General features: G+C 62.7%; 28 protein-coding genes and 2 pseudogenes. 11 read left to right on the forward strand and 19 right to left on the reverse strand.

The features are described from left to right. Positions 1 to 25: 25 nt before the first annotated feature. The gene (locus BLT86_RS25465) at positions 26 to 607 is read left to right on the forward strand and encodes an NADAR family protein (RefSeq protein WP_026088681.1); all 582 of its coding nucleotides are present in this window, start codon (positions 26 to 28) and stop codon (positions 605 to 607) included. Between the two features lie 68 nt (positions 608 to 675). Here BLT86_RS25465 and BLT86_RS25470 read toward each other — a convergent pair whose 3' ends face one another. Continuing rightward, the gene (locus BLT86_RS25470; protein WP_197676088.1) at positions 676 to 2,529 is read right to left on the reverse strand and encodes an Lnb N-terminal periplasmic domain-containing protein; all 1,854 of its coding nucleotides are present in this window, start codon (positions 2,527 to 2,529) and stop codon (positions 676 to 678) included. A 142-nt stretch (positions 2,530 to 2,671) separates the two neighbouring features. Between BLT86_RS25470 and BLT86_RS25475 the strand changes: the two genes are divergently transcribed. Next, on the forward strand, positions 2,672 to 3,016 hold the full coding sequence (locus BLT86_RS25475; RefSeq protein WP_045734311.1) for a TraR/DksA family transcriptional regulator: 345 nt from the start codon (positions 2,672 to 2,674) through the stop codon (positions 3,014 to 3,016). On the opposite strand, the gene BLT86_RS25480 is transcribed toward BLT86_RS25475, so the two are convergent. Then, positions 2,986 to 3,966 (reverse strand): magnesium transporter, encoded by a 981-nt coding sequence (locus BLT86_RS25480; RefSeq protein ID WP_064494192.1) that lies wholly within the window; start codon positions 3,964 to 3,966, stop codon positions 2,986 to 2,988. The genes BLT86_RS25475 and BLT86_RS25480 overlap by 31 nt on opposite strands. Positions 3,967 to 4,117: 151 nt before the next feature. On the opposite strand from BLT86_RS25480, the gene BLT86_RS25485 reads away from it, so the two are divergent. From BLT86_RS25485 to BLT86_RS25515, 7 genes are all read left to right on the forward strand, one after another. After that, positions 4,118 to 6,607, forward strand: coding sequence for a Lon protease family protein (locus BLT86_RS25485; RefSeq protein WP_092380263.1), 2,490 nt, complete (start codon positions 4,118 to 4,120; stop codon positions 6,605 to 6,607). 165 nt (positions 6,608 to 6,772) lie between these two features. Then, positions 6,773 to 7,126, forward strand: coding sequence for a PA4575 family protein (locus tag BLT86_RS26185; protein ID WP_074860656.1), 354 nt, complete (start codon positions 6,773 to 6,775; stop codon positions 7,124 to 7,126). Positions 7,127 to 7,265: 139 nt separating this feature from the next. Beyond that, the gene (locus tag BLT86_RS25495; protein WP_004423362.1) at positions 7,266 to 7,757 is read left to right on the forward strand and encodes a TIGR00645 family protein; all 492 of its coding nucleotides are present in this window, start codon (positions 7,266 to 7,268) and stop codon (positions 7,755 to 7,757) included. A gap of 141 nt (positions 7,758 to 7,898) precedes the next feature. Next, positions 7,899 to 8,201 (forward strand): DUF6482 family protein, encoded by a 303-nt coding sequence (locus tag BLT86_RS25500; RefSeq protein WP_074860642.1) that lies wholly within the window; start codon positions 7,899 to 7,901, stop codon positions 8,199 to 8,201. Further along, positions 8,198 to 9,598, forward strand: a complete 1,401-nt coding sequence (locus BLT86_RS25505; RefSeq protein ID WP_167377339.1) for a 3'-5' exonuclease family protein — start codon at positions 8,198 to 8,200, stop codon at positions 9,596 to 9,598. Before BLT86_RS25500 ends, BLT86_RS25505 begins: the two co-directional genes overlap by 4 nt. Then, entirely contained in the window at positions 9,595 to 11,130 is a 1,536-nt protein-coding gene (locus BLT86_RS25510; RefSeq protein WP_092380267.1) for a cryptochrome/photolyase family protein, read from the forward strand. Before BLT86_RS25505 ends, BLT86_RS25510 begins: the two co-directional genes overlap by 4 nt. Further along, the gene (locus BLT86_RS25515) at positions 11,127 to 11,255 is read left to right on the forward strand and encodes a DUF2256 domain-containing protein (protein WP_071387190.1); all 129 of its coding nucleotides are present in this window, start codon (positions 11,127 to 11,129) and stop codon (positions 11,253 to 11,255) included. Before BLT86_RS25510 ends, BLT86_RS25515 begins: the two co-directional genes overlap by 4 nt. Positions 11,256 to 11,296: 41 nt before the next feature. Here BLT86_RS25515 and BLT86_RS26530 read toward each other — a convergent pair whose 3' ends face one another. From BLT86_RS26530 to BLT86_RS25530, 4 genes and pseudogenes are all read right to left on the reverse strand, one after another. After that, positions 11,297 to 12,160: a methyl-accepting chemotaxis protein gene (locus BLT86_RS26530; RefSeq protein WP_408003036.1), complete on the reverse strand. Its 864-nt coding sequence runs from the start codon at positions 12,158 to 12,160 to the stop codon at positions 11,297 to 11,299. Then, positions 12,155 to 12,922, reverse strand: a pseudogene (locus tag BLT86_RS26535) (MCP four helix bundle domain-containing protein); the annotation flags it as partial. The pseudogene BLT86_RS26535 and the gene BLT86_RS26530, both read right to left, overlap by 6 nt. A 69-nt stretch (positions 12,923 to 12,991) precedes the next feature. Then, complete coding sequence (locus BLT86_RS25525) at positions 12,992 to 14,062, reverse strand: HD domain-containing phosphohydrolase (RefSeq protein WP_092380271.1); 1,071 nt, start codon at positions 14,060 to 14,062, stop codon at positions 12,992 to 12,994. Next, positions 14,052 to 16,541, reverse strand: a complete 2,490-nt coding sequence (locus tag BLT86_RS25530; protein WP_092380273.1) for a hybrid sensor histidine kinase/response regulator — start codon at positions 16,539 to 16,541, stop codon at positions 14,052 to 14,054. The genes BLT86_RS25525 and BLT86_RS25530 overlap by 11 nt, the downstream gene beginning before the upstream one ends. 216 nt (positions 16,542 to 16,757) lie before the next feature. Here BLT86_RS25530 and BLT86_RS25535 point away from each other — a divergent pair, with 216 nt between their 5' ends. Beyond that, positions 16,758 to 17,387 carry an FKBP-type peptidyl-prolyl cis-trans isomerase gene (locus tag BLT86_RS25535; protein WP_092380275.1) on the forward strand — a complete coding sequence of 210 codons (630 nt, stop codon included), beginning with the start codon at positions 16,758 to 16,760 and terminating at the stop codon, positions 17,385 to 17,387. A 257-nt stretch (positions 17,388 to 17,644) separates the two neighbouring features. Here BLT86_RS25535 and BLT86_RS25540 read toward each other — a convergent pair whose 3' ends face one another. Both BLT86_RS25540 and BLT86_RS25545 read right to left on the reverse strand, forming a co-directional pair. Next, entirely contained in the window at positions 17,645 to 17,875 is a 231-nt protein-coding gene (locus BLT86_RS25540) for a PA4570 family protein (RefSeq protein WP_004423370.1), read from the reverse strand. A gap of 229 nt (positions 17,876 to 18,104) precedes the next feature. Then, positions 18,105 to 19,730: a methyl-accepting chemotaxis protein gene (locus tag BLT86_RS25545; protein ID WP_092380277.1), complete on the reverse strand. Its 1,626-nt coding sequence runs from the start codon at positions 19,728 to 19,730 to the stop codon at positions 18,105 to 18,107. A gap of 226 nt (positions 19,731 to 19,956) precedes the next feature. On the opposite strand from BLT86_RS25545, the gene BLT86_RS25550 reads away from it, so the two are divergent. Next, positions 19,957 to 21,111 carry an L-talarate/galactarate dehydratase gene (locus BLT86_RS25550; RefSeq protein WP_021488281.1) on the forward strand — a complete coding sequence of 385 codons (1,155 nt, stop codon included), beginning with the start codon at positions 19,957 to 19,959 and terminating at the stop codon, positions 21,109 to 21,111. Positions 21,112 to 21,115: 4 nt separating this feature from the next. Here the strand turns inward: BLT86_RS25550 and BLT86_RS25555 are convergent. From BLT86_RS25555 to BLT86_RS25605, 11 genes and pseudogenes are all read right to left on the reverse strand, one after another. Then, positions 21,116 to 21,379 (reverse strand): annotated as a pseudogene (locus tag BLT86_RS25555) (LysR substrate-binding domain-containing protein); the annotation flags it as partial. A gap of 125 nt (positions 21,380 to 21,504) precedes the next feature. Beyond that, positions 21,505 to 21,873, reverse strand: coding sequence for a Mor transcription activator family protein (locus tag BLT86_RS25560; protein WP_230875511.1), 369 nt, complete (start codon positions 21,871 to 21,873; stop codon positions 21,505 to 21,507). After that, positions 21,870 to 22,418 carry a hypothetical protein gene (locus BLT86_RS25565; RefSeq protein ID WP_092376293.1) on the reverse strand — a complete coding sequence of 183 codons (549 nt, stop codon included), beginning with the start codon at positions 22,416 to 22,418 and terminating at the stop codon, positions 21,870 to 21,872. The genes BLT86_RS25560 and BLT86_RS25565 overlap by 4 nt, the downstream gene beginning before the upstream one ends. Continuing rightward, complete coding sequence (locus BLT86_RS25570; protein ID WP_092376290.1) at positions 22,418 to 22,984, reverse strand: gp16 family protein; 567 nt, start codon at positions 22,982 to 22,984, stop codon at positions 22,418 to 22,420. Before BLT86_RS25570 ends, BLT86_RS25565 begins: the two co-directional genes overlap by 1 nt. Further along, positions 22,985 to 23,200, reverse strand: a complete 216-nt coding sequence (locus BLT86_RS25575; RefSeq protein WP_092376286.1) for a hypothetical protein — start codon at positions 23,198 to 23,200, stop codon at positions 22,985 to 22,987. Beyond that, positions 23,184 to 23,912, reverse strand: a complete 729-nt coding sequence (locus BLT86_RS25580) for an HNH endonuclease signature motif containing protein (RefSeq protein ID WP_231976565.1) — start codon at positions 23,910 to 23,912, stop codon at positions 23,184 to 23,186. The genes BLT86_RS25575 and BLT86_RS25580 overlap by 17 nt, the downstream gene beginning before the upstream one ends. Then, entirely contained in the window at positions 23,912 to 24,121 is a 210-nt protein-coding gene (locus BLT86_RS25585) for a hypothetical protein (RefSeq protein WP_092376283.1), read from the reverse strand. The genes BLT86_RS25580 and BLT86_RS25585 overlap by 1 nt, the downstream gene beginning before the upstream one ends. Continuing rightward, entirely contained in the window at positions 24,118 to 24,363 is a 246-nt protein-coding gene (locus BLT86_RS25590; RefSeq protein WP_092376280.1) for a hypothetical protein, read from the reverse strand. The genes BLT86_RS25585 and BLT86_RS25590 overlap by 4 nt, the downstream gene beginning before the upstream one ends. A gap of 1 nt (position 24,364) precedes the next feature. Beyond that, positions 24,365 to 24,979, reverse strand: coding sequence for a DUF3164 family protein (locus BLT86_RS25595; protein ID WP_092376278.1), 615 nt, complete (start codon positions 24,977 to 24,979; stop codon positions 24,365 to 24,367). Further along, positions 24,972 to 25,154 (reverse strand): hypothetical protein, encoded by a 183-nt coding sequence (locus tag BLT86_RS25600; RefSeq protein ID WP_092376275.1) that lies wholly within the window; start codon positions 25,152 to 25,154, stop codon positions 24,972 to 24,974. The genes BLT86_RS25595 and BLT86_RS25600 overlap by 8 nt, the downstream gene beginning before the upstream one ends. Beyond that, positions 25,154 to 25,395: hypothetical protein (locus BLT86_RS25605; RefSeq protein ID WP_197676089.1), on the reverse strand; the 242-nt coding region annotated here is incomplete at its 5' end. The genes BLT86_RS25600 and BLT86_RS25605, both read right to left, overlap by 1 nt.

Consider the following 25,395-nt stretch of genomic DNA (forward strand, 5'->3'; position numbering starts at 1 on the left):
GATTCACTCCATGCAAGGAATGCCCATGCGCCACCCTATGACCGTCGAGCAGTTGCAGCAGGCCTGCACAGCTGGGCATCGTTTCGACTATCTGTATTTCTGGGGGCACAGCCGTGCGGCGGGGACGCCGGTTGGCAAGAGTTGTCTGAGTCAGTGGTATCCCTCGGCCTTTACCCTCGGAGGCATCCGCTACGCAACGGCCGAGCACTACATGATGGCTGGCAAGGCACGTCTGTTCGATGATGCCGATGCGCTGCAGCGCATCCTGGCAGCGCGCATACCGAATGAGGTCAAGGCGATAGGCCGTGAAATCCGTGGTTTCGACGAGGCGCTTTGGCGTGAAAACCGTCAAGCCATCGTCTTCGAGGGCAATCTCGGCAAGTTCTCCCAAGACCCGGAGCTGGCACGTTACCTGATGGGAACCGCACCTCGTTTGCTGGTGGAGGCCAGCCCGGTCGATCCCGTCTGGGGTATCGGCCTGGCAGAGGGGGATGCCAATGCTCATTCGCCCGCGACCTGGCGTGGCCTTAACCTGCTGGGCTTCGCCCTGATGCAGGTGCGTGAATGCTTGTTGAACGAGCCCGGACGCTTGCACAGCGAGGCTTGAGCGAGCTGCCTGCCATCAGCGTCGAGCCTCCTTTTGGGCTGGCGAGTGGTCGCTGAGCACGGGCTCGATCAGTAGTGATACCAGCGCAGCTCCAGCCTCACTTCGTTAACCGGGCTGGCCAGTTGGCTGAACTCGCGCTGGGCGCTCAGGCGCAGGCCGAGGTTGCGTGACATTTCCCACTGTTGGTTGAGCGACAGGCGCCGGCGCACTTCGCCGTTGTGGAAGTAGTCGCCGGCCGCCTCCAAGGTCAGGTTACCCAACGGGTTGCGCCACAGCAGCCCGCTGTTGAAGCCCAGCGCCGGGGCGATCACGGCAGCGAAATCCTCGTTGTATTCCAGGCGCGCGGTGCCGAGAACGAAGCCGAGCAGGTCATCGTGCAACTGCCAGGTGGCACCGGCGCCGCCGCTGATATGGCCTACCAGCCGGGTGTCGCCATCTTCGCCGAGCACCCGCTCCAGGCCTCCGCCAACCTGCCAGGACAGCGGCTGCAGCAGGGCATTGCGCGGTGTCAGCGAGCGGATGTTGGCCAGGTCCAGGCGTTGCAGTTGCCAGTGGTTGTTCTCGTACTGGCGCAGTTTGAGCTGGAAGATCTCGATCTGTGCGCCGAGCGGGAAGCCGTCTAGGTTGTCGTTGAGGTCGTGGTAGGCCATGCGCAAGCCGTACTCGGCAAAGGCGCGATCGTCGCGGCTGCCGCCAGCCAGTTGCCAGGTGCGCGACTCATGGCCTTCCTCAGGTAGCGGCGGACGCTCGACCTGCAAAGGCGGTGGCGGGTTGCGATTGATCGCACCGAGCAACTGGAAGCTGCGCTGGGCGTTGCTGCTGCGTTCTTCATCGTTGGCGTGGTAGCGCACCAGGCGGAAGGCGGCGTCCTGGATCAGCGCGCGGCGTTCGGTGGGCAGGGCGAGAAAGTCGCTGTCGTCAAGCTGCGTTGGATCCTGGCTCAGGCGCAGGACCCACGCCTGCTCGTCGCTATCGAGCGGTTCGGCGCGCGCCAACAGTTCGCGCTCGCGCGAGGGGCGATAGTCGATGCGTTCGATCAGCCCGGCATCCTTGACCGCACGCACGGTATCGGTGGGGATGGCGGTGAGCGGGAAGTGCTCGGTCAGCTCGATGCCGGGGCGGGCGATTTCCAGTAGCTCCAGCAGGCGGTAGGAGCAGTTCTCGTCGAAGAAGAAGTAGTCGAAGCGGATCTGCTTGAGCTCCCAGACGTGTTCGACCATGTGCGCGGTTTCTTCTGCCGTCAGATTCAGCCGGTATTCCCACAGGTCGCGGTTTTCCAGGCGGTTGTACTCGCTGAGTTTCTCGCGATACGGCACCAGGGCGAACAGGCCGGGGTAGCCGCCCATCAGGCCACGCCAGGCATAGAGAATGCTGTTGTCGTCGCCTTCGATGAAGGCGCCGAAGTTCAGTGCGTAGCTCAGCAGCGCGGTGTTGTGGCTGTCGATATCCGGTTGATCGATGCGCAGCAGGGTATGGCCGAACATCGACGAGGGGCTGTTCAGGTAGGCCGCTGGGAACACCAGCACCGTGCTGTGCGGATTGACGTCGGCGATCCAGTTTCGGTATTCGGCGCAGTCGGGGCTGGGCAGGTCATCGAGTTGCAATTGCGCCTTGAGCCAGCGGGTACGCGCCGGGTAGACGCATTGCGGGTGACGGTCGCCCAGTTCAGCGGGTTGGTACAGGGCCTTCAGGGTCGCCTGCAGTTCGGCTGCTGGGTTGCTGTCGCCATCTTCTGCGAGAAAGAAATCGTCGTCGTCGACATAGCTGCGCCAGCCGCCGAGCTTGCCGGTCTCGTAGTGGCCGAGGGCGATCCAGTAGGGGGCGTTGGCCAGTTGTTCGAGCGTGGCGGCATGCAGGGGAAGACTGAGGCTCAGGGCAAGGACGGCGAATATCCGTTTCAAGATCGCTGTTCTTCTGGTCATGGCGATGGCCGAGCTTTGGCCAGGCTGTCGATTGGTGTCAAGGCAGTCGAACAAGACATTTCGCGCAAGTGCTGACCGGCGTCAGTCACGAGCTTCGTGCTGCGCATCACACTGAGCGCTCTTCAACGCAAGGAGACTGCTCATGGCTCACCGTGATGTACTGGACGCTCTGCTGCATGACTACACCACCCGCGCCGAGGCGATTCGCCGCGATCTGGGGCGCAGCCACTCGGCGGATTTCGCCGAACAGGCGCAGCAGCGGCAGAACGACGAAGTGCTCGAAGCCCTGCTGGCCGAGGCCGAACATGGTGTATTGCTGGTGCGCCAGGCGCAGCGGCGCCTGGCCGAAGGGCGTTATGGCGAGTGTCTGTGTTGTGGCGAGCCGGTCGAAGCGGCACGCCTGGCCGCCCTGCCGGTTGCCGAATACTGCTTGCGCTGCGCCGAGGATCTTGGCGATTACAGCAGCCAGGCGGCCAGGCTGAAGTAGAACAAGAGTGTGCACAGGTCGGTGACTGCCAGGGTCACCGGCCCTGCGGCGATTTTGGGGTCAAGTCTCAGTGCGTGCAGCAGCGTCGGTACGCTGAGGCCGAGCAGGCAGGCAGCGCCGAGCGACAGCAGAATGCTGGCGCCGATGATCAGGCCGGTCCAGGCTTCGCCGCGCCAGAGCCAGACGATCAATGCCACCAGGCTGCCGCAGGTGGCGCCGAGCATCAGCGCGGTCGGCAGTTCATGGCGCAGGCTGCGCAGGTACCAGGCGAGATCGGGCCGCACGCTGCGCAGGGCCTGGATGGTCACTGACATCGATTGCATGCTCACGCTTTCGCCCAGGCCCAGCACCAGGGTGAGAAAGAACGCCAGGACGATGCTCTTGGCCAGTGTGAGCTCGTACAGGCTGGCCAGCAGGGCGCAGAGGGTGCCGCTGGCTATGGTCGCCAGCAGCCAAGGTACGCGCAGGCGAAAGGCCCAGAATGGCGAGGCGTTGCCAACCTGGGCGACGTGAAAACCCAGGGTTTCGAACAGCGCATCGGCTTGGTTGCGCTGACGCAGGTCGTGGCTTTCCTCATTGAGCAGGGCGATATCCACCAGGCCGCACAGGCGCTGCTGCTCGTCCACCACTGGCAGCGCCAGGAAACGGTGACGGATCAGCATCTGGCAGGCATCGAGGATGGTTGCGCGATTGGGCAGCGCGATGATGGCCGTATCCATCAGTTCGACCAGCTTGGTGTCCAGCGCAGCGGTGAGCAGACGACGGCTGGGTAGCACTCCGATCAGACGCTGCTCATCGTCAACCACATAGAAATAGATGATGCGCTCGCCCAGGCCTTGGACCCGTATGTTCTCCAGCGCCTCGCGCACGCTGAGCTGATGATTGAGTGCGGCATAGTCATGGCGAGCGACATGCAGGACGGGTAGATGCAGGTGATCGGCTCTGGGCATGGCGGCTTTCGCGTGAAGGACGGTGGTGGGCAGCTTATTACGCGCTCGGATTTTTCATCCTGAGCTGAATCAAGCCTTGATCCCTTTCGCGCCACAGGCCCAGAATCACCCCATGTTTTGCGGAAACTTCCGCCCGCTATAAGGATCGCCAATGTCCAAGCGTAGCCTCGATGCTTTGCGCCTTGCCCCCGACTCACTGACCCGCCCCTTCGCCCCCGAGCAGTTCAACTTCAGCAGTACCGATGATCTCGAACCCTTCCGCGGCGTACTGGGCCAGGCCCGCGCGGTCGAGGCCCTGCAGTTCGGCGTGGCCATGCCGCGCCCTGGCTACAACGTGTTCGTCATGGGCGAGCCGGGTACTGGACGCTTCTCCTTCGTGCAGCGCTACCTCAAGGCCGAAGCCAAGCGCATGGAGACGCCGGCCGACCGGGTTTACGTCAATCATTTTGACGAGCCGCGCGAGCCGCGCGCGCTGGAGCTGCCAGCCGGCACCGCGAGTGCTTTCATCGCCGATATCAACCAGTTGATCGACAATCTGCTGGCCACCTTCCCGGCAGTGTTCGAAACACCGACCTACCAGCAGAAGAAGAGCGCCATCGATCGCAGTTTCAACAAGCGCTACGACCAGGCGTTGGATGTGATCGAGAAACTGTCGCTGGAGAAGGGCGTGGCCCTGTACCGCGACAGCACCAATATCGCCTTTACCCCGATGGCCGAGGGCAAGGCACTGGATGAAGCCGAGTTCGCTCAGTTGCCGGAAGCCGAGCGCGAGCGTTTCCATGCGGATATCGCTGCGCTGGAAGAGCGCCTGAATGAGGAGTTGGCCAGCCTGCCGCAGTGGAAGCGCGAGTCGAGCAACCTGCTGCGTCAACTCAATGAAGAGACCATCACCGTCGCGTTGCAGCCGTTGCTGGCGCCATTGTCGGAGAAGTACGCGGAAAACGCCGGCGTCTGCGCCTATCTGCAGGCCATGCAGATCAACCTGCTGAAAACCGCCGTCGAGCAACTGGTGGATGTCGACAAGGCCGACCCGCAGCTGCGCAAGCTGCTGGAGGAAATGTACTGCCCGAGCCTGGTGGTTGGTCACCACGCCAACGGCGGTGCACCGGTGGTGTTCGAGTCGCACCCGACTTACGACAACCTGTTCGGCCGCATCGAGTACAGCTCCGATCAGGGCGCGCTGTACACCAGCTACCGTCAGCTGCGCCCCGGCGCGTTGCACCGCGCCAACGGTGGCTACCTGGTGGTCGAGGCGGAAAAACTGCTCAGTGAGCCCTTCGTCTGGGAGGCGCTAAAGCGCGCCCTGCATTCACGCCAGTTGAAGATGGAGTCGCCGCTGGGCGACCTCGGCCGCATCGCGACCGTCACCCTCAACCCGCAGGTCATTCCGCTGCAGCTGAAAGTCATCATCATCGGCTCGCGTCAGCTCTATTACGCGCTGCAGGACGCCGATCCGGACTTCCAGGAGATGTTCCGCGTACTGGTCGATTTCGACGAGGACATCCCGCTCGCCGAAGAAAGTCTTGAGCAATTCGCGCAACTGATGAAAACGCGTACCTCGGAAGAGGGCATGGCGCCCTTGACCGGCGCTGCGGTGGCGCGCCTGGCTACTCACAGCGCGCGCCTGGCAGAGCACCAGGGGCGCCTGTCAGCGCGTATTGGTGACCTGTTCCAGCTGGTCAGCGAGGCCGACTTCATTCGCCAGCTTGCCGGGGAAAGCATCACCGACGTCGGCCATATCGAGCGCGCGCTCAAGGCCAAGGCCACCCGCACCGGACGTGTATCGGCGCGGATCATCGACGACATGCTGGCCGGCATCATTCTCATCGACACCTGCGGCGCCGCCGTCGGCAAGTGCAACGGCCTGACCGTGCTGGAGGTGGGTGACTCGGCCTTCGGTGTGCCGGCGCGGATTTCCGCCACCGTCTATCCGGGCGGCAGCGGCATCGTCGACATCGAGCGTGAAGTCAGCCTTGGTCAGCCAATTCACTCCAAGGGCGTGATGATCCTCACCGGGTTCCTCGGCAGCCGCTACGCCCAGGAATTTCCGCTGGAGATTTCCGCCAGTATCGCCCTGGAACAGTCCTACGGTTACGTCGACGGCGATAGCGCCTCGCTCGGCGAGGTGTGCACGCTGATCTCGGCGTTGTCGCGCACCCCGCTCAAGCAGTGCTTCGCCATCACCGGCTCGATCAACCAGTTCGGCGAGGTGCAGGCGGTCGGCGGCGTCAACGAGAAGATCGAAGGCTTCTTCCGCCTGTGCGAGGCGCGTGGCCTAACTGGCGAGCAGGGGGTGATCATCCCGCACTCCAACGTCGCCAACTTGATGCTCGATGAGCGTGTGCTGCAGGCGGTGCGTGCCGGCCAGTTCAACGTCTATGCCGTGCGCCATGTCGACGAGGCATTGAGCTTGCTGGTCGGCGAGGCGGCCGGGCACCCGGACGAAAAGGGTCGCTTCCCCAAAGGCAGCGTCAACGCCCGTGTGGTCGAGCGTTTGCGCGATATCGCCGAGATCGGGCTGGAAGAAGCGCTCAAGCCGGCCGACGCGGACAAGGCGAAAGCCGAAGCCGAGGCGGCAGCGGCGAAACCGGCCAAGGCGCCACGGCGCAAGAAAGGCGAGGGCGAAGGCGCAGCGAGCTGATCATATCTTGCACGATTGTCCCGGATTGCCCGGGACAGGCGCGCAGGCGTTCTTGCTCACGCCTCATACACAGAGTTATCCACAGATTGCATGGATAACTTTGGCCTTCACAGTGCGATCGTTCGGGGTGTAGGCTGGAGCCTGGATTCCGCGAGGGTCGCCGCCATGCCGCGCAGCCTCTGTCTCACCCGCCAATGCCTGGGCCTGGTCACCCGAATCGAGTGCGTGATCAAGCCACTGGCAGGAGACAACGGACGTTGGACACTGCTTTGCGCTGCCGGTATGTCGGGAGCACAGCCTTCGGCTATTAAGGCGCAGGGCCCGTTCTATGGGCCCTCTGTCGCTGAAGGGGTGCTTACGGCGATTGCCGAGAGCCTAGTCCTGCAAGGCTACGTAGAATGCTACGAACCGCCGATCTGGTGTCTGCACTTGCAGGCCGAGTTGCGTCGTGTCAACGGCGAACGCCACAGCCATGGCGGTGTATTTCAGCCGCAGCCCGAGACTGACGGGCAGAGCTGAAACGCCTGAAACAAGGCGCGCCAGGGCCAGCTGGGCGAGACAGCAGGGCTGTGGTTATCCACAGTGCGTTGGGCATCTTCTGCTGATGCTGGGCGATGGGTATACTCGCCGCGATTTTCCCTCCCTCAGTGAGTTCTCCATGGAACGCTTCATCGAAAACACCATGTACGCATCGCGCTGGTTGCTGGCGCCGATCTACTTCGGTCTTTCTCTCGCCGTGCTCGCCTTGTCGGTCAAGTTCTTCCAAGAGCTTTATCACATCCTGCCGCAGATCTTTTCCCTGGCCGAAGCCGATGTGATCCTGAAGCTCCTGTCGCTGATCGACATGGCGCTGGTCGGTGGGCTCCTGGTGATGGTGATGCTGTCCGGCTACGAGAACTTCGTTTCACGCCTGGATATTCACGAAGGCACCGAGAAGCTGAGCTGGCTTGGCAAGATGGACTCCAGTTCGCTGAAGATGAAAGTGGCGGCGTCCATCGTGGCGATTTCCTCCATCCACCTGCTCAAGGTGTTCATGGATGCGAAGAACTACGATCTGGAGTACCTGAAATGGTACGTGATCATTCACCTGACCTTCGTTGGTTCTGCCTTCGCCATGGGCTATCTGGACAAGGTCACCAAGCACGACTGACTTGGACTGATCGGAAGCCGCTTAACAACCGCCCGTCCGAACGTGACGGGCGTTTTGCTTTCTGGGCTTGAGCTTTTTCTTTGTTATACAAGAATTGTTTTTGTATAAGTTCTTGTATAGTCAAGGCCGGAGGCAAGCCTGATGAACCTGAATGATCTGTCCACCCACGCCCAAGCCGGGCGCGTCGACGAACTCAATCTGATCTCCCTGGAGGGTGGCATTTATCTGCTCGAAGCGCGGATGGAAGGACGTGCCCACCCGATTCTTACCGACCAGGGCAGTACGCTTAACCTGCGTTCGGTAGAACATGCGCGTGACGTGCTGCAGGAAATGCCGGCGCTGCCGTTCTTCCTGGTGCACAGCTCGGTACATGACGAGATGTGCGGCATGCCATCGGCTGACAATAGCCTGCGCGTACCCATCGCCTTCCGTTCTGGCTGGTGACGGCGACGTTCGCTGCAGCCGCCACGCTGCAGGGCAGGGCCCTGGCAGTTGTGGAGGTGAAGACCACGGGCGTGCATCCAGCGCGCGATGCCATCTGGGAGCTGGCGATCATTCAGGTCGATGCTGAGGGGTGTGTCGCAGAGCGCTTGCACTGGTTGTTCGAGCCATGCGTCGCGTTGCCCCCGCAGTTGCTCAGTCTAAGTGGATTACACCCTCTGGAATTAAGTGGCCAGCCACGCATCGACAGCGAAGCGCGGGCGATAGCCGATGCCATTCGCGGCCGCGTGCTGATGGGCCATAACCTGCGCTTCAGCCTGGCGTTCTTGCGCCGAGTGCTGCCTGACTGGAAGACGCTGCGTCCGCCGCAGTTGTGCACCCTGCGCTTGGCCAGAGCGACGTTGCCGCAGTTGGCGAGCGCCGGCTTCGATGCGCTTTGTGCACATTTTGGCATTACGCGTTTCTTCCGCGATCGCGCCGTGCCGGATGCCGAGGCCGTGTTGACGCTGGCTCAGCACCTGCTGCAGGAGGTCGCGCCTACGACTCTCGGGCAGCAACTGCGCAGTGCGGCGCGGCCCCCGTTGCTGGCCGCAGAGCGTTTCGCCCAGTTGCCGGAGCGTCCGGGGGTTTATTACTTCCTGGGTGATGGCGGTGCGCAACTGTATGTGGGCAAGAGCCGTAATTTGCGCCGCCGGGTGATGTCGCATTTTCAGAACGATCACCGCGACCGTCGCAGCCTGCAGATGGTGCAGCAGATCCGCGACGTGCAGCTGGCTATCACCGCCGGTGAGCTGGGCGCGCTGCTGTTCGAGTCCGCCGAGATCAAGCGTCTGCAACCCTTGTACAACCGTCGACTGCGCAAACAGCGCGAGCTGTTGACCTGGGCGCTGACGGGCGAGCCTGGTGAGCTGCACATCGAACTGCTGCAGCACCATGCATTGAGGCCCGGGCTCAGGCATGTTGGGCTGTTCCGCTCGCGTCATCAGGCGCGCCAGTGGCTACTGGAGCAGGCGCGCGAGCGGCGTCTGTGTCTGCGCGTGCTGGGGCTGGAGGAGGGCGAGGGAGCCTGCTTCGCCTATCAACTGGGGCACTGCGCGGGCGCCTGCTGTGGTGAGGAACCGCGCTCGGCCCATGACAGGCGGCTGCTTGCCGGTGCCGAGCGCCTGCAGACCCAGGCCTGGCCCTGGAACGGGCCGGTCGCGCTGGTCGAGCGCGACGAGCAGCACGGCCTCACTCAGTGGCACGTGCTCGATCAATGGCGTCATCTCGGTACGGTCGATCAACTCGATCATGCCCAGCCGCTGCTGGCCGCGCGTCGTGGCGGTTTCAATCTCGATACCTATCACATCCTGCTCGGCCATCTGCGCCGCCACCCGAATATGGAGATCGTGCCGCTGTGAGTGCGCGCCGTCTGATTCTGATCCTGGGTGACCAGCTTACCCATGGCCTCGGTGCATTGAAGGACATCGACCGCGAGCACGACCACGTGCTGCTGGCCGAAGTGATGGAGGAGGCCAGTCATGTGCCGCATCACCCGAAGAAGATCGCCCTGATCTTCAGCGCCATGCGCCATTTTTCCGAGGCTCTGCGCGCGCGGGGCATCCAGGTTCACTACGTGACTCTGGATGATCCCGATAACAGTGGTTCGTTGGCGGGCGAGCTGCTGCGCTGGACGCAACGGCTCGACCCTGCCGAGGTGCATCTGACCGAGTGCGGCGACTGGCGCCTGGAGCAGGCGCTGCGTCACTGTGGCGTGCCGATTCACTGGCATCAGGACAGCCGCTTTATCTGCAGCCGCGATGCGTTCGCTGCCTGGGCCAAGGGGCGCAAGCAGTTGCGCATGGAGTTCTTCTACCGCGAGATGCGCCGCGACAGCGGGCTGCTGCTCAACCTGGACGGCACGCCAGAGGGCGGTGCCTGGAACTTCGATGCGGACAACCGCAAGGCATTGCCCAAAGGCGTGCGTCCACCCGCGCCGCTGAGTATCGAGCCGGATGCCATCACCCGTGATGTACTGGCGCTGGTCGAGCGGCGTTTCACCAGTCATTACGGCAGCCTGGAGGGTTTTGATTATCCGGTCACGGCCGAGCAGGCCGAACACCTCTGGCAGTATTTTCTGGCCCAGGGCCTGGCAGACTTCGGTGACTACCAGGACGCCATGGCCGATGGTGAGCCATTTCTCTTCCACTCGCGCATTAGCGCTGCGCTGAACATCGGCCTGCTCGATCTGCGGCGGATCTGCGCCGAGGTGGAGGCGGCCTATCGTGCCGGCGACGTGCCGCTGAACGCCGCCGAAGGCTTCATCCGTCAACTGATCGGCTGGCGCGAGTACGTGCGCGGCATCTACTGGCTACGTATGCCGGAGTACGCCGAGGGCAACCGCTTTGGCAATTCACGAGCGCTGCCCGAGTTCTACTGGACCGGCAAGACGCGGATGAACTGCATGCGTCAGGCCATCGGCCAGACTCTGGAGCATGCCTACGCGCACCATATCCAGCGGCTGATGGCCACCGGTAACTTCGCCTTGCTCGCTGGCATCGCGCCCAAAGCCATCTGCGACTGGTACCTGGCCGTTTACATGGACGCCTTCGACTGGGTGGAGCTGCCCAACACCCTGGGCATGGTGATGCATGCCGACGGTGGCTACCTCGGCTCCAAGCCTTATTGCGCCAGTGGTCAGTACATCAAATGCATGTCCAACCATTGCCAGGGCTGCAGCTACAAGGTGAGCGAGAGCACCGGCGAATCGGCCTGCCCGTTCAACGCGCTGTACTGGCATTTTCTGATGCGCCACCGCGAGCCTCTGGAACGCAACCCGCGCATTGGCATGGTCTACCGCAACCTGGCGCGCATGACCGAGGCCAAGCAGCAGGCGCTGTGGGATTGGGGCGAGCGCCTGTTGGCGAAACTCGATGCCGGAGAAATGCTGTGAAGAAGAGTGAGCTGCCGGTGAAGACCTGTGCGGTCTGCGGCCTGCCGTTCACCTGGCGCAAGAAGTGGGCACGCTGCTGGGACGAGGTGCGCTACTGCTCAGAGTGCTGTCGGCGTTCGCGCTGAGCGGGTGACCGGAGTCGGCTCCGGGCACCCGCTGCGAAGGCTCAGACCTGAAAGCGCGCGACCATGCCCTGCATGTTGGCGGCCAGGCTCGACAGCGCGCGGCTGGCGGTGCTGGTCTGTTCCGAACCAGCCGAGTTCTGCAGCGACAGGTCGCGAATGTTGATCAGGTTGCGATCCACTTCACGGGCGACGTGGGCCTGCTGTTCGGTGGCACTGGCGATCACCAGGTTGCGGTCGCCGATCTCGGCAATCGACTGAATGATCTGATCCAGCGCGACTCCCGCGCCCTCGGCGATGTCCAGCGTCTGCTTGGCTAGCCCGTTGCTCGATTCCATGGCGCGCACCGCCTGTTCGGTGTCACCTTGCACGGTACTGATCATGGTCTCGATCTCGCGGGTGGATTGCCCGGTCTTGTGCGCCAGGGCGCGCACTTCATCGGCAACCACGGCAAAACCGCGACCCGCTTCGCCTGCACGTGCAGCCTCGATGGCGGCGTTGAGGGCAAGCAGGTTGGTCTGTTCGGCGATGCTGCGAATCACGTCGAGTACCTGGCTGATGCCACGGATCTTGCCGGCCAGTTGGCCGAAGTTGCTTGAGGTCGAATCGACATCGGCAGCCAGTTGGTTGATCGACGACAGCGTCTGAGTGATGCGCTCGCTGCCCTGGCGGGCAATGCGCCCGGATTCGCTGGAGCTTTCCGAGGCACTGGCGGCGTTACGCGCCACCTCATCCACGGCGCTGCTCATTTCGGTGACGGCGGTGGCGGCCTGGTCGATCTCCAGGCTTTGCTGGTGCAGGTTGCGCGCGGTGCCATCGGTGACGGCACTCAGTTGTTCAGCGGCCGATGCCAGTTGATTGGAGGCGTCGGCGATCTGTTCGATGGTGCCGCGCAGATTGCCCTGCATGCTCTTGAGCGCCTGCAACAGCTTGGCCGGCTCGTCATTGCCCTGGGTGTCGATATTCAGGGTCAGATTGCCGCTGGCCACCGAGTCCGCCACCTGTACCGCGTCGGCCAATGGCTTGACGATGCTGCGAGTCAGCAGCGCGGCGAGTATCACCGTGGCAATGGCCGACAAGGCCATGACCAGCAACGTTCCCCGGGTGGCCTGGGTGTAGACCTGATCGGAGGCCTTGGCCGCAGCCGAGGCACCGTCGCGGTTATGCATGATCAACTCGTTGAGCGCCTTGATCATCACGTCAGCTTGCGGGTTCAGGCTGTTATAGAGCAAGGCCAGTGCGGCCGGCCGATCATTGTTGGTCAGGTGCTGGACAAGCTGGGTACGGGTCGCAAGGTAGGTGCTCTCGTAGCGCTTGAAGTCATCGTAATGCCCTCGCTCTTCGTCGGAGCTGATCAGCCCTTCATAACGTTGCTGAACGCGCTCCAGGTCACTGAGCAGGCTCTGCGCGAGCGTGGTGCTCTCCTGCAATTGCAGGGGCGTCTCACTGAGCAGCATGCGCAAGGTGGCGGCGCGCAGGCGCAGGACGTCCTGAGACAGGTCGCCCAGGGTATTGATGCTGGGGACCCAGTTGTCGTCTACCTCATTAGAGCGGTCATGCATGCTGCTCATCTGCAGCAGCGAGAAGCCGCCGAGGGCGAAAACCAGCAATGCGATCAAGCCAAATCCTATTGCAGCACGAGGGGCTATGGAGATGGATCTGAAGTTCATGGTGGCAGTACTCAAAGATTTAAGAGATGACTAGCGGGCTGAGGCGTTACATGTCGTTATCAAGGTCCATCAGTCTCCTTGCGGGCAATCGCTGAGGTCGTGCTGGAGCGTCTCGATCTGCTCATAGAGGCTCTCCACCAGCGAGACCAACTCTGGGTCGAAATGCTTGCCGGACTGTTCACGAATAAACGCCTGGGCTTTTTCGATGGGCCAGGGCGCCTTGTATGGGCGTGGCATGCGCAAAGCGTCGTAGACGTCGCAGATGGCGACGATGCGTCCGGACAGAGGAATCTGTTCGCCACGCAGCCCGCTCGGGTAGCCGCTGCCATCCCATTTCTCGTGGTGGGTCAGGGCGATTTCTGCCGCCAGCGTGGTCAGCTCGGAGGCATGCTGGTCGGTCAGAATGGCGTGGCCGATGGCGGGGTGCTCCTGCATCTGCCGGCGTTCATCATCGGTCAGAGCGCCGGGTTTGAGCAGGATATGGTCGGCGATGCCGATCTTGCCGACATCGTGCATCGGCGCCGCCTGACGAATCAGCTCGACCCAGTCGGCGCTCATGCCATAGGCCTCGGCAATCAACGCGGCTGACTCACCGATACGCACGATATGGTTGCCAGTCTCACTGTCTCTGTAGGCCGATGCTCGGCACAGCGTGCGTACCAACGCCGAATAGCTCTGGCTCAATTGTGCAGTGCGCTCGCGCACGCGTTGTTCCAGGGTCGTGTTGGCTTCGTACAGGGCCAGGCTGGCCTGGCTCAGTTGCAGGTTGCTGCGCACTCGCAGGATCACCTCGGGCAGGTCGACGGGTTTGCTCAGATAATCGTTGGCGCCCAGTTCCAGGCCGGTGCGGCGGCTGGCCGCGTCGTTCAGCGCGGTGATGATGATGATCGGGTTGCTGCTGCGATCACGGTCGGCCAGCGCGCGGAGAATATCGAAGCCGTTCGGCGCCGGCATGTCCAGATCGAGCAGCAGCAGGCTCCAGGGGTTGTGCTGCAACCAGTCCAGCGCGGCGGCCGAATCGGAGAAACTGATGGTGTCGCGCAGGCCAAAGGCCCGGAGGCTGGACTCCAGCAGGCGACTGTTGGCGATCACATCATCGACGATGACCACGCGTGATTGGCGAAAGTCCTTAGACAGCATCGTTAGCCTCCTTACCGGTCAGGTCGCAGACCAGTTGGTGTAGTTCATCAGGATCGATGGGCACGCCGAGCAAGGCGCTGGCACCCAGGCCGACCAGTTCCTGCAGCTGATCTTCACGGCTCAGCAGAATCACCGGCAGGTCCGCCAGCTCGGCGCTCTGGTGCAGGGCGCGGAGCAGGTCGCGGCCGTCCAGGCCATTCAGTTCGACGCTGAGCAGCAGCACGTCAGGGCACCTGTTGTGCAGCGCCGCCAGCAGTTGCTGGCCATCCTCGAACTGTTGCAGATCGATATCGGCCAGCGCCTGGCTGACGATTTCACGGTTCGTGCGGTCCAGGTCGCCGTGATAGACGCATGCCTGGTGCGACGTCGATTCAACTGCTTCAGCTTGTACCGGGGTGACGTGGCGCGGCAGGTCGATCCAGAACTGGCTGCCCTTGTTCGGCTCGCTGTGCAGGCCCATCTCGCCATTCATCAGCGCTGCATATTCCTTGCACAACGATAGGCCAATTCCGGTGCCCTGGATGGCGCCGTTCTCCTGGCCCAGGCGCTGAAAGGGTTCGAACAGCAGCGGTTGCAACTCACTGGCGATACCCATGCCGGTGTCGCTGACCATCAGCCGTACACGGTCATCATGTTCGGTGCAGCTCAGGCTGATACTGCCGGATGGGGTGTACTTGATGGCGTTGGACAGCAGGTTGAGCAGCACCTGGCGCAGGCGCCGCTGGTCCGCCAGTACCGGCACGGCTGTTTCCGGCAGCGTCAGCTTGAGTTCCAGGCCATGGGCTTCGACTTCCGGTGCGACCAGGTCGGCGCACTCGTTCATCAGGGCGACGGCGTCGACCTTGGTCATGTCCAGGCGTGGCTGGTCGCTCTGCAGGCTCGACCAGTCGAGGATATCGCCCACCAACTGGTTGAGGTGGCGGCTGGCGAGCAGGATTTCTTCCAGGTAGTCGGTGTCCTGCTTGTCCGGTTGAGCCTGTTGCATGCGCATCAATTGCGCGAAGCCCTGGATGGCGTTGAGCGGGGTGCGCAGCTCATGGCTCATGCTGGAGATGAACTGGCTCTTGGCACGACTGGCTTCCTGGGCTTCGTGGCTGGCGCGCTGAAGCTGGGTGGCGCTGCGCTCCAGGCGCTGCCCCATGGATTCGACATCATCGATGATCGCCTCGAGTTCGGCGATGGTGGTCGCCGGGCGCTTGGGCTTCCAGTTGCCCTGGCCGATTTCGCGAAGCATGGCAACGATGCCGCCGATGGGTTTGCGCAGGCGCTCGGTCAGTTCACGGGCACGGCCCCACATGAAGGCGAAGAACACCAGGTAGAACAACACCAGGCCGCCGATCAGCAGGTAGCCGATGTTGCGGTAGTGGCTGGCCAGTGCGTTGGTCTGGCTGAAGACTTCGGCCTCGTCGACGACGGTGAGCATGTGCCAGTCGGTAGCCGGGATCGTGGCCCAGGCGACCAGGTGCGGACGGCCGTTGAGTCGGACCGAGAGTACGCCTTTGTCCTGCTGTGCGATGGCTTTGGCGAGGTCTTCGGTATCGGCACGTTTGCCCAGGTTGAAGTCTTCAGGCTTGAACAGCTCCGAACTGATGGCTTCGTCGTAGGAGTGGGTGGTTAGCTCGTCCAGGCCGAAGTCGTCTTCGCCTGCGGGAGGCAGTGCCATGATGTTCATCTGCTTGCTGACGATCACGCCATAACCATTCCAGGGCACGTCGAGGCTCTGAATGTGTTCGAGCAGCTTGCCGACGGTGATGTCCAGGCCCACCACACCTTCGAGAAAGTCCCCACGCAGCACGGGGGCAACGGCAGAAAGCATCCAGCCCTGGCCAGCCGGGTCGAGGTAGACGTCGGTCCAGGCGACCTTGCGTTCGGGGTTGTGCTTGGCGTCTGCCAGGTAATAGAAGTTGTAGTCGGGTATCACCATGTCGTGGGGATACTGCGAAGGTGTGTCGAACCATGGAAAGATGCGGTTGTAGCTGTCCCAGCTGTTGAAATAGATGCTGGCTACCAGCGGGTTTTGCCGCACGGTTTCACGCATCAGCGGGTCGAGGGTGGCCAAGCGCGCTACCTTGTCCAGATCCTGCTTATCCAGGGGCGTGACGTTGGAGTAGAAGGAGGCCGCGCCACCGTCATCGCGTGGGCTGTAACGTACGCCGCTGGGCGTCACGGCCAGTTCTGCCGGCGCACTCGACTGGCTGTTGTCCAATGCTTGCTGGGTCAGGGAGGCATAGGTGCTGGTGAGACGCGCGATATGGCCCAGCTCGCTCTCGACCCGATGCGCTTCCTGGCTGGCGGCCGCTTGCAGGTCGCTCAGGGTTGTCTCGCGCAGATGGGATATCTGCGCATCGCGGATCGATGCGTTGCTGATCAGGTAGACGCTGATCAGTACCGTCTCCACCAGAATCAGCGGAATCAATGCCGTCTGTACGAATGCGCGCCATATCCATGTCCGAAGACTGACTCGAGAGCAGTTTTGCATGACGCACGCTCCTGCGTGATGTAAGGGCGAACAGTGTGATATCAATATGATATCCCTGCTTTCCTTAAGGATGGCTTAGCTAAAGGTACTAGTAATTGTTGCAGGTCAAGGGAGCCGTGGCTGCCTTGAGCCGGCAGATCAATGGCGGGGGTGGGGGGCGTGCGGTTCTATGCTAGGCTGGCCGACCTTTTTTGATAGCCCCAAGCGGAGCCCTTCATGTCCGAATTCAACTTCAGCCCCGACCTGTCCTCCGATGAAGGCCGCGTCAGTTACGGCATCGGTCGTCAACTCGGTGGTCAGCTGCGTGACAACCCGCCGCCCGGGGTCGATCTGAACGCCATTCTCGCCGGTCTGACCGACGCCTTCACCGGCCAGGCCAGCCGCGTTTCCGAGGCCGAGCTGGGCGCCAGCTTCAAGGTCATCCGCGAAATCATGCAGGCCGAAGCGGCCGCCAAGGCTGAAGCCGCTGCCGGCGAAGGTCGTGCCTACCTGGCCGAGAACGCCAAGCGCGAAGGCGTGACCGTATTGGCCTCCGGCCTGCAGTACGAAGTGCTGGTCGCTGGCGAGGGCGCCAAGCCGTCCGCCGAGGATCAGGTGCGTACCCACTACCACGGCACGTTGATCGACGGCACCGTGTTCGACAGCTCCTACGAGCGTGGCCAGCCGGCTGAGTTTCCGGTCGGTGGCGTGATTCCGGGCTGGGTCGAGGCGCTGCAACTGATGGGCACCGGCAGCAAATGGCGCCTGCACGTACCGAGCGAGCTGGCCTACGGCGCTCAGGGCGTCGGCAGCATTCCGCCGCACAGTGTGCTGGTATTCGATGTCGAGCTGCTGGATATTCTGTAAGAACCGCCAACGGCCTGCTGCGCGTCGGCGCTACTGCGTTAAAAACAAGCTCGAAATGCTCATGTACAAAAGTACACTCCGCTTTCTCCCTTGTTTTTGCCTTGTATCGCTCTAGCTCGCGATGCCTCCAAAAGGTTTGTAGGGTGGGCAATGCTGTTTTTGTCCACCATCGCGACCACGGTGGACGGGTGAAGCGTCGTCCACCCTAGGCTACGTACGAACGGCCCTTCTGCATTGCACAAGGGCCGTTTTGTCTTTCAGGATGGGCGCAATGCCCGGGCGTAGCAGTACAGAAACAGGCTGCGCACCAGTTCCTTGAGGACGATGGGTTCGCTGGAGCTGAGCTCGTGTAAATCCAGGTCGCCCTGATCACGCAGTTCGTCCAGGGCTTCTTCTTCGAGCATGGCGCAGACTTCACCGGTTTCACGGTTGAGGATGCGCAGATAGGGATGCGGGCGGTCCAGCCAGGCATCGATCAGGTAGGTCATGGCAGGTCTCCTTGGCCGTCATTACGTAACTGAGAATAATTCCTATTACATAAATAGCAAGGGTTAATTGCGACCTTTTGTCGTTTACCTGTTCTCAGTCCGCCCTGTGTACCTTCCCCGCCAACGAGCTGGAGGGCCGCAGCCTGCGTCACGGCGTCCATTCTGCTGCGCAGGCTGTCGGCGCCGGGGCGAACCGCGCGCTGCGTGCCACGCCGGTTTGCAAGTTGGCTCAGGAGCCCAGACGGCGAGTCACTTCGCCCAGTTGGCCGGACATGTCATGCAGGTTGCGGCTGGCCTGCTGCGTGCGCTCGACGTTGTCCTGGTTGGCGCTGGCGATGGCGGTCAGCTCGGTGAGGTTGCGCGAGATGTCCTCGGCCACCGAGGTCTGCTCTTCGGCGGCGGTGGCGATCTGCTGGTTCATGTCGCGGATGGCCTCTACCGCCTCGGTGATGCGCTGCAGCATGGCGCCCGCCTCGGTGACCTGGGTCACGCCCTGTTCGCTGCGCTGCTGGCCGCTCTCGATGGCGCGCACGGCATTCAGTGCGCCGTTCTGCACGGTATCGATGATCTGGTTGATCTCGGCGGTGGATTCGGCTGTGCGCTGGGCCAGGGTGCGCACCTCGTCGGCGACCACGGCGAAACCACGGCCCTGTTCGCCGGCGCGCGCGGCCTCAATGGCGGCGTTGAGCGCCAGCAGGTTGGTCTGCTCGGCGATGCCGCGGATCACTTCCAGCACCTTGCCGATACGCCCGCTGTCGCTTTCTAGGCGACGGATCACCTCGGCGGTGTTGGCGATCTCGCCGCGAATGTCGGTGATGGTGGCGATGGTCGACTGCATCACCGTGCTGCCCTGGCGGGCTGAGTCGTCGGCATCGTTGGCCGCGTGCGCGGCATCAGCGGCATGCCGTGCGACTTCCTGAGCGGTGGCGGACATCTCGTGCATGGCGGTGGCGACCTGATCGGTACGCTCGAACTGCTCGCTGACGCCCTCGGTCATGCGTGAGGCGATGGCGTTCAACTCGCTGCTGGCGCTATCGAGGTTCTGCGTGCTCTGGTGCAGACGCTCGCTGGTGCTGGCGAGAAAGTCGCGCAGGGTGTTCGCGGCGCGCGCCAGCAGGCCCAGCTCATCCTGCCGAGTGCTTTCCACGCGTTGACCGAAGCGACCTTGGCTGAGCTGGTCGACATGGCCGATCAAGTGGCGGATGGGAATGATCAGATTGCGATTGACCAGCCACAGGCTGAATACGGCGATGACCAGGGCGGCGGCCAGCATCACGATGGTGCCGCTGAGAATGGTGCGTGCGGCGCTGGCGTTGATCTGCTCGGCCTGGCTCAGGCTGTTCTGGCGCAACTGCTCGACCAGTGCAGTCATCTGCTCACTGGCGGCGCGGTCGATGCCTTTGACGGCTTCATCGCCTGCCCTGGCATCGGCACCAGCGGCCACGAAGGCGTCGCGGCCCTTGCGGTAATTGCCGCCGAGCGCCTGATGTTCACTGCGCAGGCGTTCGACCTGCGTCTTCAAGGCCGGGTCGGCAGTGGCGACCTGGGTCAACTGGCCGAGAATGTCCTGCACCTTGCGCTCCTGCGCTTCGAACTGGCTCCAGTAGCGTTGCAGGTTGGCGCTGTCCTGGCCGCGCAGCAGGACGTTCTTCCATTCCTGCACCTGGATCTTGAATTCGACATTGGCCGCGTCGATCAGGCGTGAAGATTCCAGCGGCCCATCGAGCAGGCCGCGGTAGGACTGAATGCCGCTGGAGAGGAAGCTGAAGCAGGCCAGGGCGGTGATCAGGATCAGCGCCAGACTGCCGCCGAGCAGGGCGAGAATCTGCGCGCGCAGGGATTTTTGCAGGAACATGGTGGGATGCCTCGGAGGTCAGGCGGAGCGGGACATATTCAGCGTAGTTGGTGAATGTTGCAGATTTGTGAAATGTCTAGACGAGTCGGGCAAATGGCCATGAACAGGCCTGGCATTGTCGGGGATTCTGATACTTGAATGATTGCGCAATCATCTTAATCTGACTCGGGTTGTCCATTTTCGGCGGCCCAACGGGGGCGTCGAGTTTCATCACGAGGAAGATGTCATGACCGATAACGCCACCCCACGCGCCGACGATGACCGTATCACCTGGCTCAGCCTGCGCTCGGTAGCGCTGCCGCTGGCCAACCCGATCAGCGATGCCAAGGTGCTCACAGGTCGGCAGAAGCCGATGACCGAGATCGCCATCCTGATCGCCGAGATCGAAACCCGCGACGGTCACCGTGGCCTGGGCTTCAGCTACTCCAAGCGCGCCGGTGGCCCCGGTCAGTTCGCCCACGCCCTGGAAGTGGCGCCTAATCTGATCGGCGAGAACCCCAGCGATATCGCCAAACTCTGGGACAAACTGTGCTGGGCTGGCGCCTCGGTGGGGCGCAGCGGCCTGGCGAGCCAGGCCATCGGCGCCTTCGACGTTGCCCTGTGGGATCTCAAGGCGCGCCGCGCCGGTCTTTCGCTGGCGCGACTGCTCGGCAGTCATCGTGATTCGGTACGTTGCTACAACACCTCCGGCGGCTTTCTGCATACGCCGCTCGATCAGTTGCTGAAGAACACCGACATTTCCCGCGAAAAGGGCATCGGCGGCATCAAACTCAAGGTCGGCCAGCCCGACTGGGCGCTGGATATCCATCGCGTCAGCACGGTGCGTGAGCACCTGGGCGAGAGCTTCCCGCTGATGGTCGACGCCAACCAGCAATGGGACCGCCCGACCGCACGGCGCATGTGCCGTCGTCTGGAGCCCTTCGACCTGATCTGGATCGAGGAGCCGCTGGACTGCTACGACGCCGAAGGCCATGCCGAGCTGGTGCGCCTGTTCGATACGCCGATCGCCACCGGTGAGATGCTCACCAGCCCCGCCGAGCACTGGGAGTTCATTCGCCAGCGCGGCGCCGACTTCCTTATGCCCGATGCGCCGCGTGTTGGCGGTATCACGCCTTACCTGCGCGTGCAGACGCTGGCCGAGCAGGCCGGCATGACCCTGGCACCGCACTTCGCCATGGAGCTGCACGTGCACCTGGCCGCCAGCCATACCCGCGAGCCCTGGGTCGAGCATTTCGAATGGCTGGAACCGCTGTTCAACGAGCGCCTGGAAATTCGCGACGGGCGCATGTTGGTGCCGACTCGTCCGGGCCTGGGTCTGAGCCTGAGCGAGCAGGTTGCCGGCTGGACGGTTCAGCAGGCAGAGGTCGGCAAACGCGCTTAGAGCGTCAGTTCTGCGGATAGATGTCGCGAGCGGCCTGGCGCACAGCTGCGATCATCGACGGCAAGGCCGGGTTGTCGTTGTCGTCGCGCCAGACCAGATGCAACTCCCCGCATACGCCTGACGGTAGCGGCAGCTCGCGGAAACGTACCTGCTCGAAGCGGATGGCACTGGCGCTGCGCGGCACCAGTGCCAGCCCCATGCCGGCATTGACCAGCGACAGGATGGTCAGGGTCGAGCCCAGCGCCTGAACGAATTCAGGCTGGATGCTGTGCAGGCTTGAGAAAAATAACACAGGGAAAGCGCGATAAAGGCGGGATATAAAGGAACGAAGGGGAAAATAGCGGGACGGGGTTTGTAACAGTGTTGCCGTAGGTGAAACGGCGGCGGCCGGGGTTACAGGCCGTCGCCGAGGTCGAGTTTGTGCTGATCGCGGTCGAACTTCCTGTCCTGCGTTCTCTTGAGTAGCTTGTAGATCGCATTCTCTGTCATGTCGTACTCAACGGCCAGCGCGTGGTGGTTGCGGCCGTTGAATTTGCCCAGGATCTCCAGATCCCGCTGAGTGATACGCCAGCGGAAGTCCTTCGGGAACGTGACGCAGCTTCCCGCCCAGGTATTGGACAGATGCTCGACCACCGCAGCGCCGGCCTGCTCGGCGATCTTCGCGTCGACACCGTGCTCAGAAACCACAGCCGCAACGTGGTCGGCGATATCGCTGAGTAGTTCGTGGCGCTTCTCCGCCATCGCTGTGGGCTTGTTGCTCATGCGCTCCCCCTTGCCGCTGCTATGCGGCGTTCGGCTTCCTCTTCATTAATAAGGCCCAGGCGGCGATCGGCTTCGATGCGGCCGAGGGCGTCCTGCAGGATCTGTTGAGTGGTGGCAGCCGCGCGGGCCGGCTTGGCCGGCGCGGTTGCTTGAACCTGTACGGGATCGCTGGCGATGCCGTAGACCACCGCACGCAGGTAGTTGTGGTTCTCCAGCGGCAACGTCAGGCGATCGCGGGCGATCAGCATTTGCTCGATGCCGGCCGTCCAGATCCTGGGCGGCGCCGGCTTGGTGTCGTTGGTGCGGGCGTCCTTTTGCACCGTGCCGGCGTTGACCAGGTCGAGCAGCTCCTCCAGCAGCTTGATGGCGCGGGTCATGCGCAGGCTGCGTTTGGCCGGGCTGAACAGGCGCAGGTAGTTGAGCACCGCCCGGCCCAGCTTCGGATCGAGGCCGGCGAGCATTGCCGCCAGCTTCTTGCCGTCAGCGTCTGCAAAGCCGGCCTCGATCGGAAACTGCTCGCCGCAGCAAGGGCATTGCAGCTGCATCAGTCGCCCTCCTGCGCGTTGACCGCCGCATTCAGGGCATCCACCAGGGCCTTGAGGATTGGACGCTGCCTACGCCAACCCTCGGGCAGCTCTTCCAAACCCTCCAGGCGCTCTGGAGTGTCCACCCCGAGGCGCTTGCAGAGGGCTTCCACCTGGTGGAGCAACTGGCGCTTCTCCTGCTCGACGTGCAGAGCAGCGATCAAGGCATCGAGGTGCTCGGCCTTTTTCAGCCAGGCCACCCGCTGAACCTTGAACATCTGCAACGCCATGGCGTCGGCATAGGCCCACGGCAGCCCCATGTCAGCGAGCTGGGCCTCGATCTTGTCGATACGCGGCCCGAGCTGCTTGGCGTTGTGCGGTTTGCCTGCTGCCTTGCTGCTGGGCTTCGGCTTGAAGCCCAGGCGCTCCAGTTCGACCATCAGCCGCCCGGCCTGGCGCTGGTTGAGGTCTTTCGAGGACTCGACGCCGGCCACGCGGCGCAGCAGCGCGCGATAGCTGTCGTCATCCATGCGCAGCTGCTGCTTGGCGATGTGGATCTTGCTGAGTACGCCTTTCGAGATCGACATCTATTTGCCCTCGTGGCCGATCTGCAGGAAGCCGCTACCAGCAACGCCGCCGAGATGCTCCAGGGCCTTCACTTCGACCTTGGCGGACTCAACGATCACTGTACCGACCAGCGCGATGGCCTTGGCACGCTCGATATCGAGTGGCTCATCCTTGTCCAGGAGGCCTTCGATGGTCTCGAACAGGTGATTGCGCAGATCCTCAATTTTGTTCTTCATCTTGCTCAACCTCTCTGATGGTGCGTTTGAGCTTGGCTACCGTGCGGATTGCGGCTTTCAGCTCCGGCGGGTAGCGATGGATGGTGTTTCGCTGCATGCGCTCTGCCCTGGTGAGCAGCTCTAGGTTGTCCAGGGCGATGTTCTGCTTATTGCCGTCCTTGAAGCAGAGGATCAGCCCCTTGGGTACCGGGCCGTTGTGCTCCTCCCACAACATGACGTGCACCTGTTTCCAATCGCTGCGATGACGGGTATCAGTGACCTTTCGCCATAAGTAGCCATCGCGGATCTGCTCGGTACCTACCGGCACCCAGTTGTGCGGCATGTGCCCCTTGCCGAACTGGGTTTCCTTGGCTCGGCCTCCGGCCTTCCAGCCTTTCATGCCCTTGTTCCAGGTTGTGTGGCCCTTCTGGAACCTGAACGCCGCGCCAGTCTCTGGGGTGAGGTTTCGGCAGTGCTTCTCGATGAACGCCTGGGACTTATGCAGGCCCATCTTGTTGGCCTTCGCGAGCACCTTGGATACCGAGCGCCCGAGTTCGCCGGCGAGTACCTCGGTCAGCTCATCTGCGTAGCGCTCGCGAAGCAGCTGCTCCTCCTCGGCCGACCAGAACTGCTTTGTCTGGCGGCCTTCGAGCTGGTCCATACGCTGATGAACAGCCGCAACCATCACCCTCAGGTCGCGCAGGGCTTTGGCTGCATTGCTGGTGCTGCCCATCACTGCGCGCTCTGCAGATCCTGCAGCCCTTCGAGGATGCGACCTGTGGCTTCCAGGTCGTCGGCCAGTACGGCCACCAGGATCAGCTGACGACCGCTGTCGAGTTCCAGACGGATCATGTCGAAGTGGCTGGAGTCGGTAGCTTCTGCAGTTTGGATAACGTCCAGGAGCGTGGTGGTTTCGGTGTCTTTCCCATGGAGAAGGCTCATTGCAGTACCTCCGGCGCCAGATCGTCGTTGTCCTCGAAGTCTTCCTTGAGGATCAGCAGTGTCTCGTCGGCAGCAGCCTCGATGACCTCGCGGAAGCTCTCGAACTGCTTGCCGGTTACAGGATGGTGTGAGGGAGCCCCCATCGCATGCTTGGTCGCGGTTCTTGCCCAGCTGGGCATGGCCTGGAAGCTGCGATCCAGGCGGTCGATCAGGCGTGCGCGGTCTTCGGTAGAAAGTGCCATCTCACACCCCCGCCAAGCCAAGGTTGACGGGTTCGTAGCGGTCATCGCCTACGCGCTTATAGACGCGGATATAGACGGCCTTGCCGTTGACCTGGATCGCATCCTTGAGGGCGCGCATGGCGGTTTTCCACTCGGGGTCATCGATATCCAGGCGCAGCAGGCCAAGCACGTCGTTGGTGCGAATCTGGCCGTTGCGGCCGGTGAAGGCTCGGTCGACCAGAGCCAGCAGGTGCGTGTGAGCACCGGCGCTCCACTTGTGGATGCAGGTGTAGATCAACTCCTTGGTCGCGAGGATCTCTTCGGTGAAGGTAAGGCGATCAGCCAGGGCCTTCTCGATCTTGAACTCGCCGTCATAGGTGGTGATGGAGACGTTGCCCTTCTTGCCGCCCAACTTGACCTGGTAGCGCTCCAGGGAGATGGCGATCAGGTCGTCGATATCGGCCAGGGCCTTGGCCTTGAACGCGGCAAGCGCTTCGCTGATCGCCACGGCTTGTGTGGCCAGCTCGCGGGCGACGCTGTCGCGCAGCTTGTCGTGCTCGCGCACCTGGTGCTCCGGCACCAGGTGGCCGGCGGCGTTTTTGACGAAGCCGGCGGGGATTTCGATTTGGTCAGCCATGGGTTTCTTCCTCGGCTTGTTGGGTATTGACTTCGATTTCGGCCTGTACCGCCTCGCGGAAGCGGCAGATCTCGTCGTTGAGCTTGTGACCACCGATGGTCGGGTAGGCCGAGGCGTAGCCGGCGCTGCGTTTGAGCAGCTCCAGGGCTTCGCGCAGGCGTGCTTCGAGGTTCATCAATGCACCCTCCCGTCAGCGGGCTTGAGGTTGGCGCGGTAGGCCTGGGTGAACTGCTCGACCTGGCGCATGACCAGCGCGTTATCGCCGGCCATGTGGGCCTCGCACATCACAGCGATCTGAGCGCAGAGCAGATTGCTGGCCTGGGTGAGGTGGTGCAGCGCGAGCGAGAGCTGGTTGTAGCGATCGTCCATGCGCTGCATGGACTCCCGCATCTCGGTCAGTTCCTGCTGCAGTTGTT

This window comes from Pseudomonas sihuiensis (assembly GCF_900106015.1).
GTDB lineage: Bacteria > Pseudomonadota > Gammaproteobacteria > Pseudomonadales > Pseudomonadaceae > Aquipseudomonas > Aquipseudomonas sihuiensis.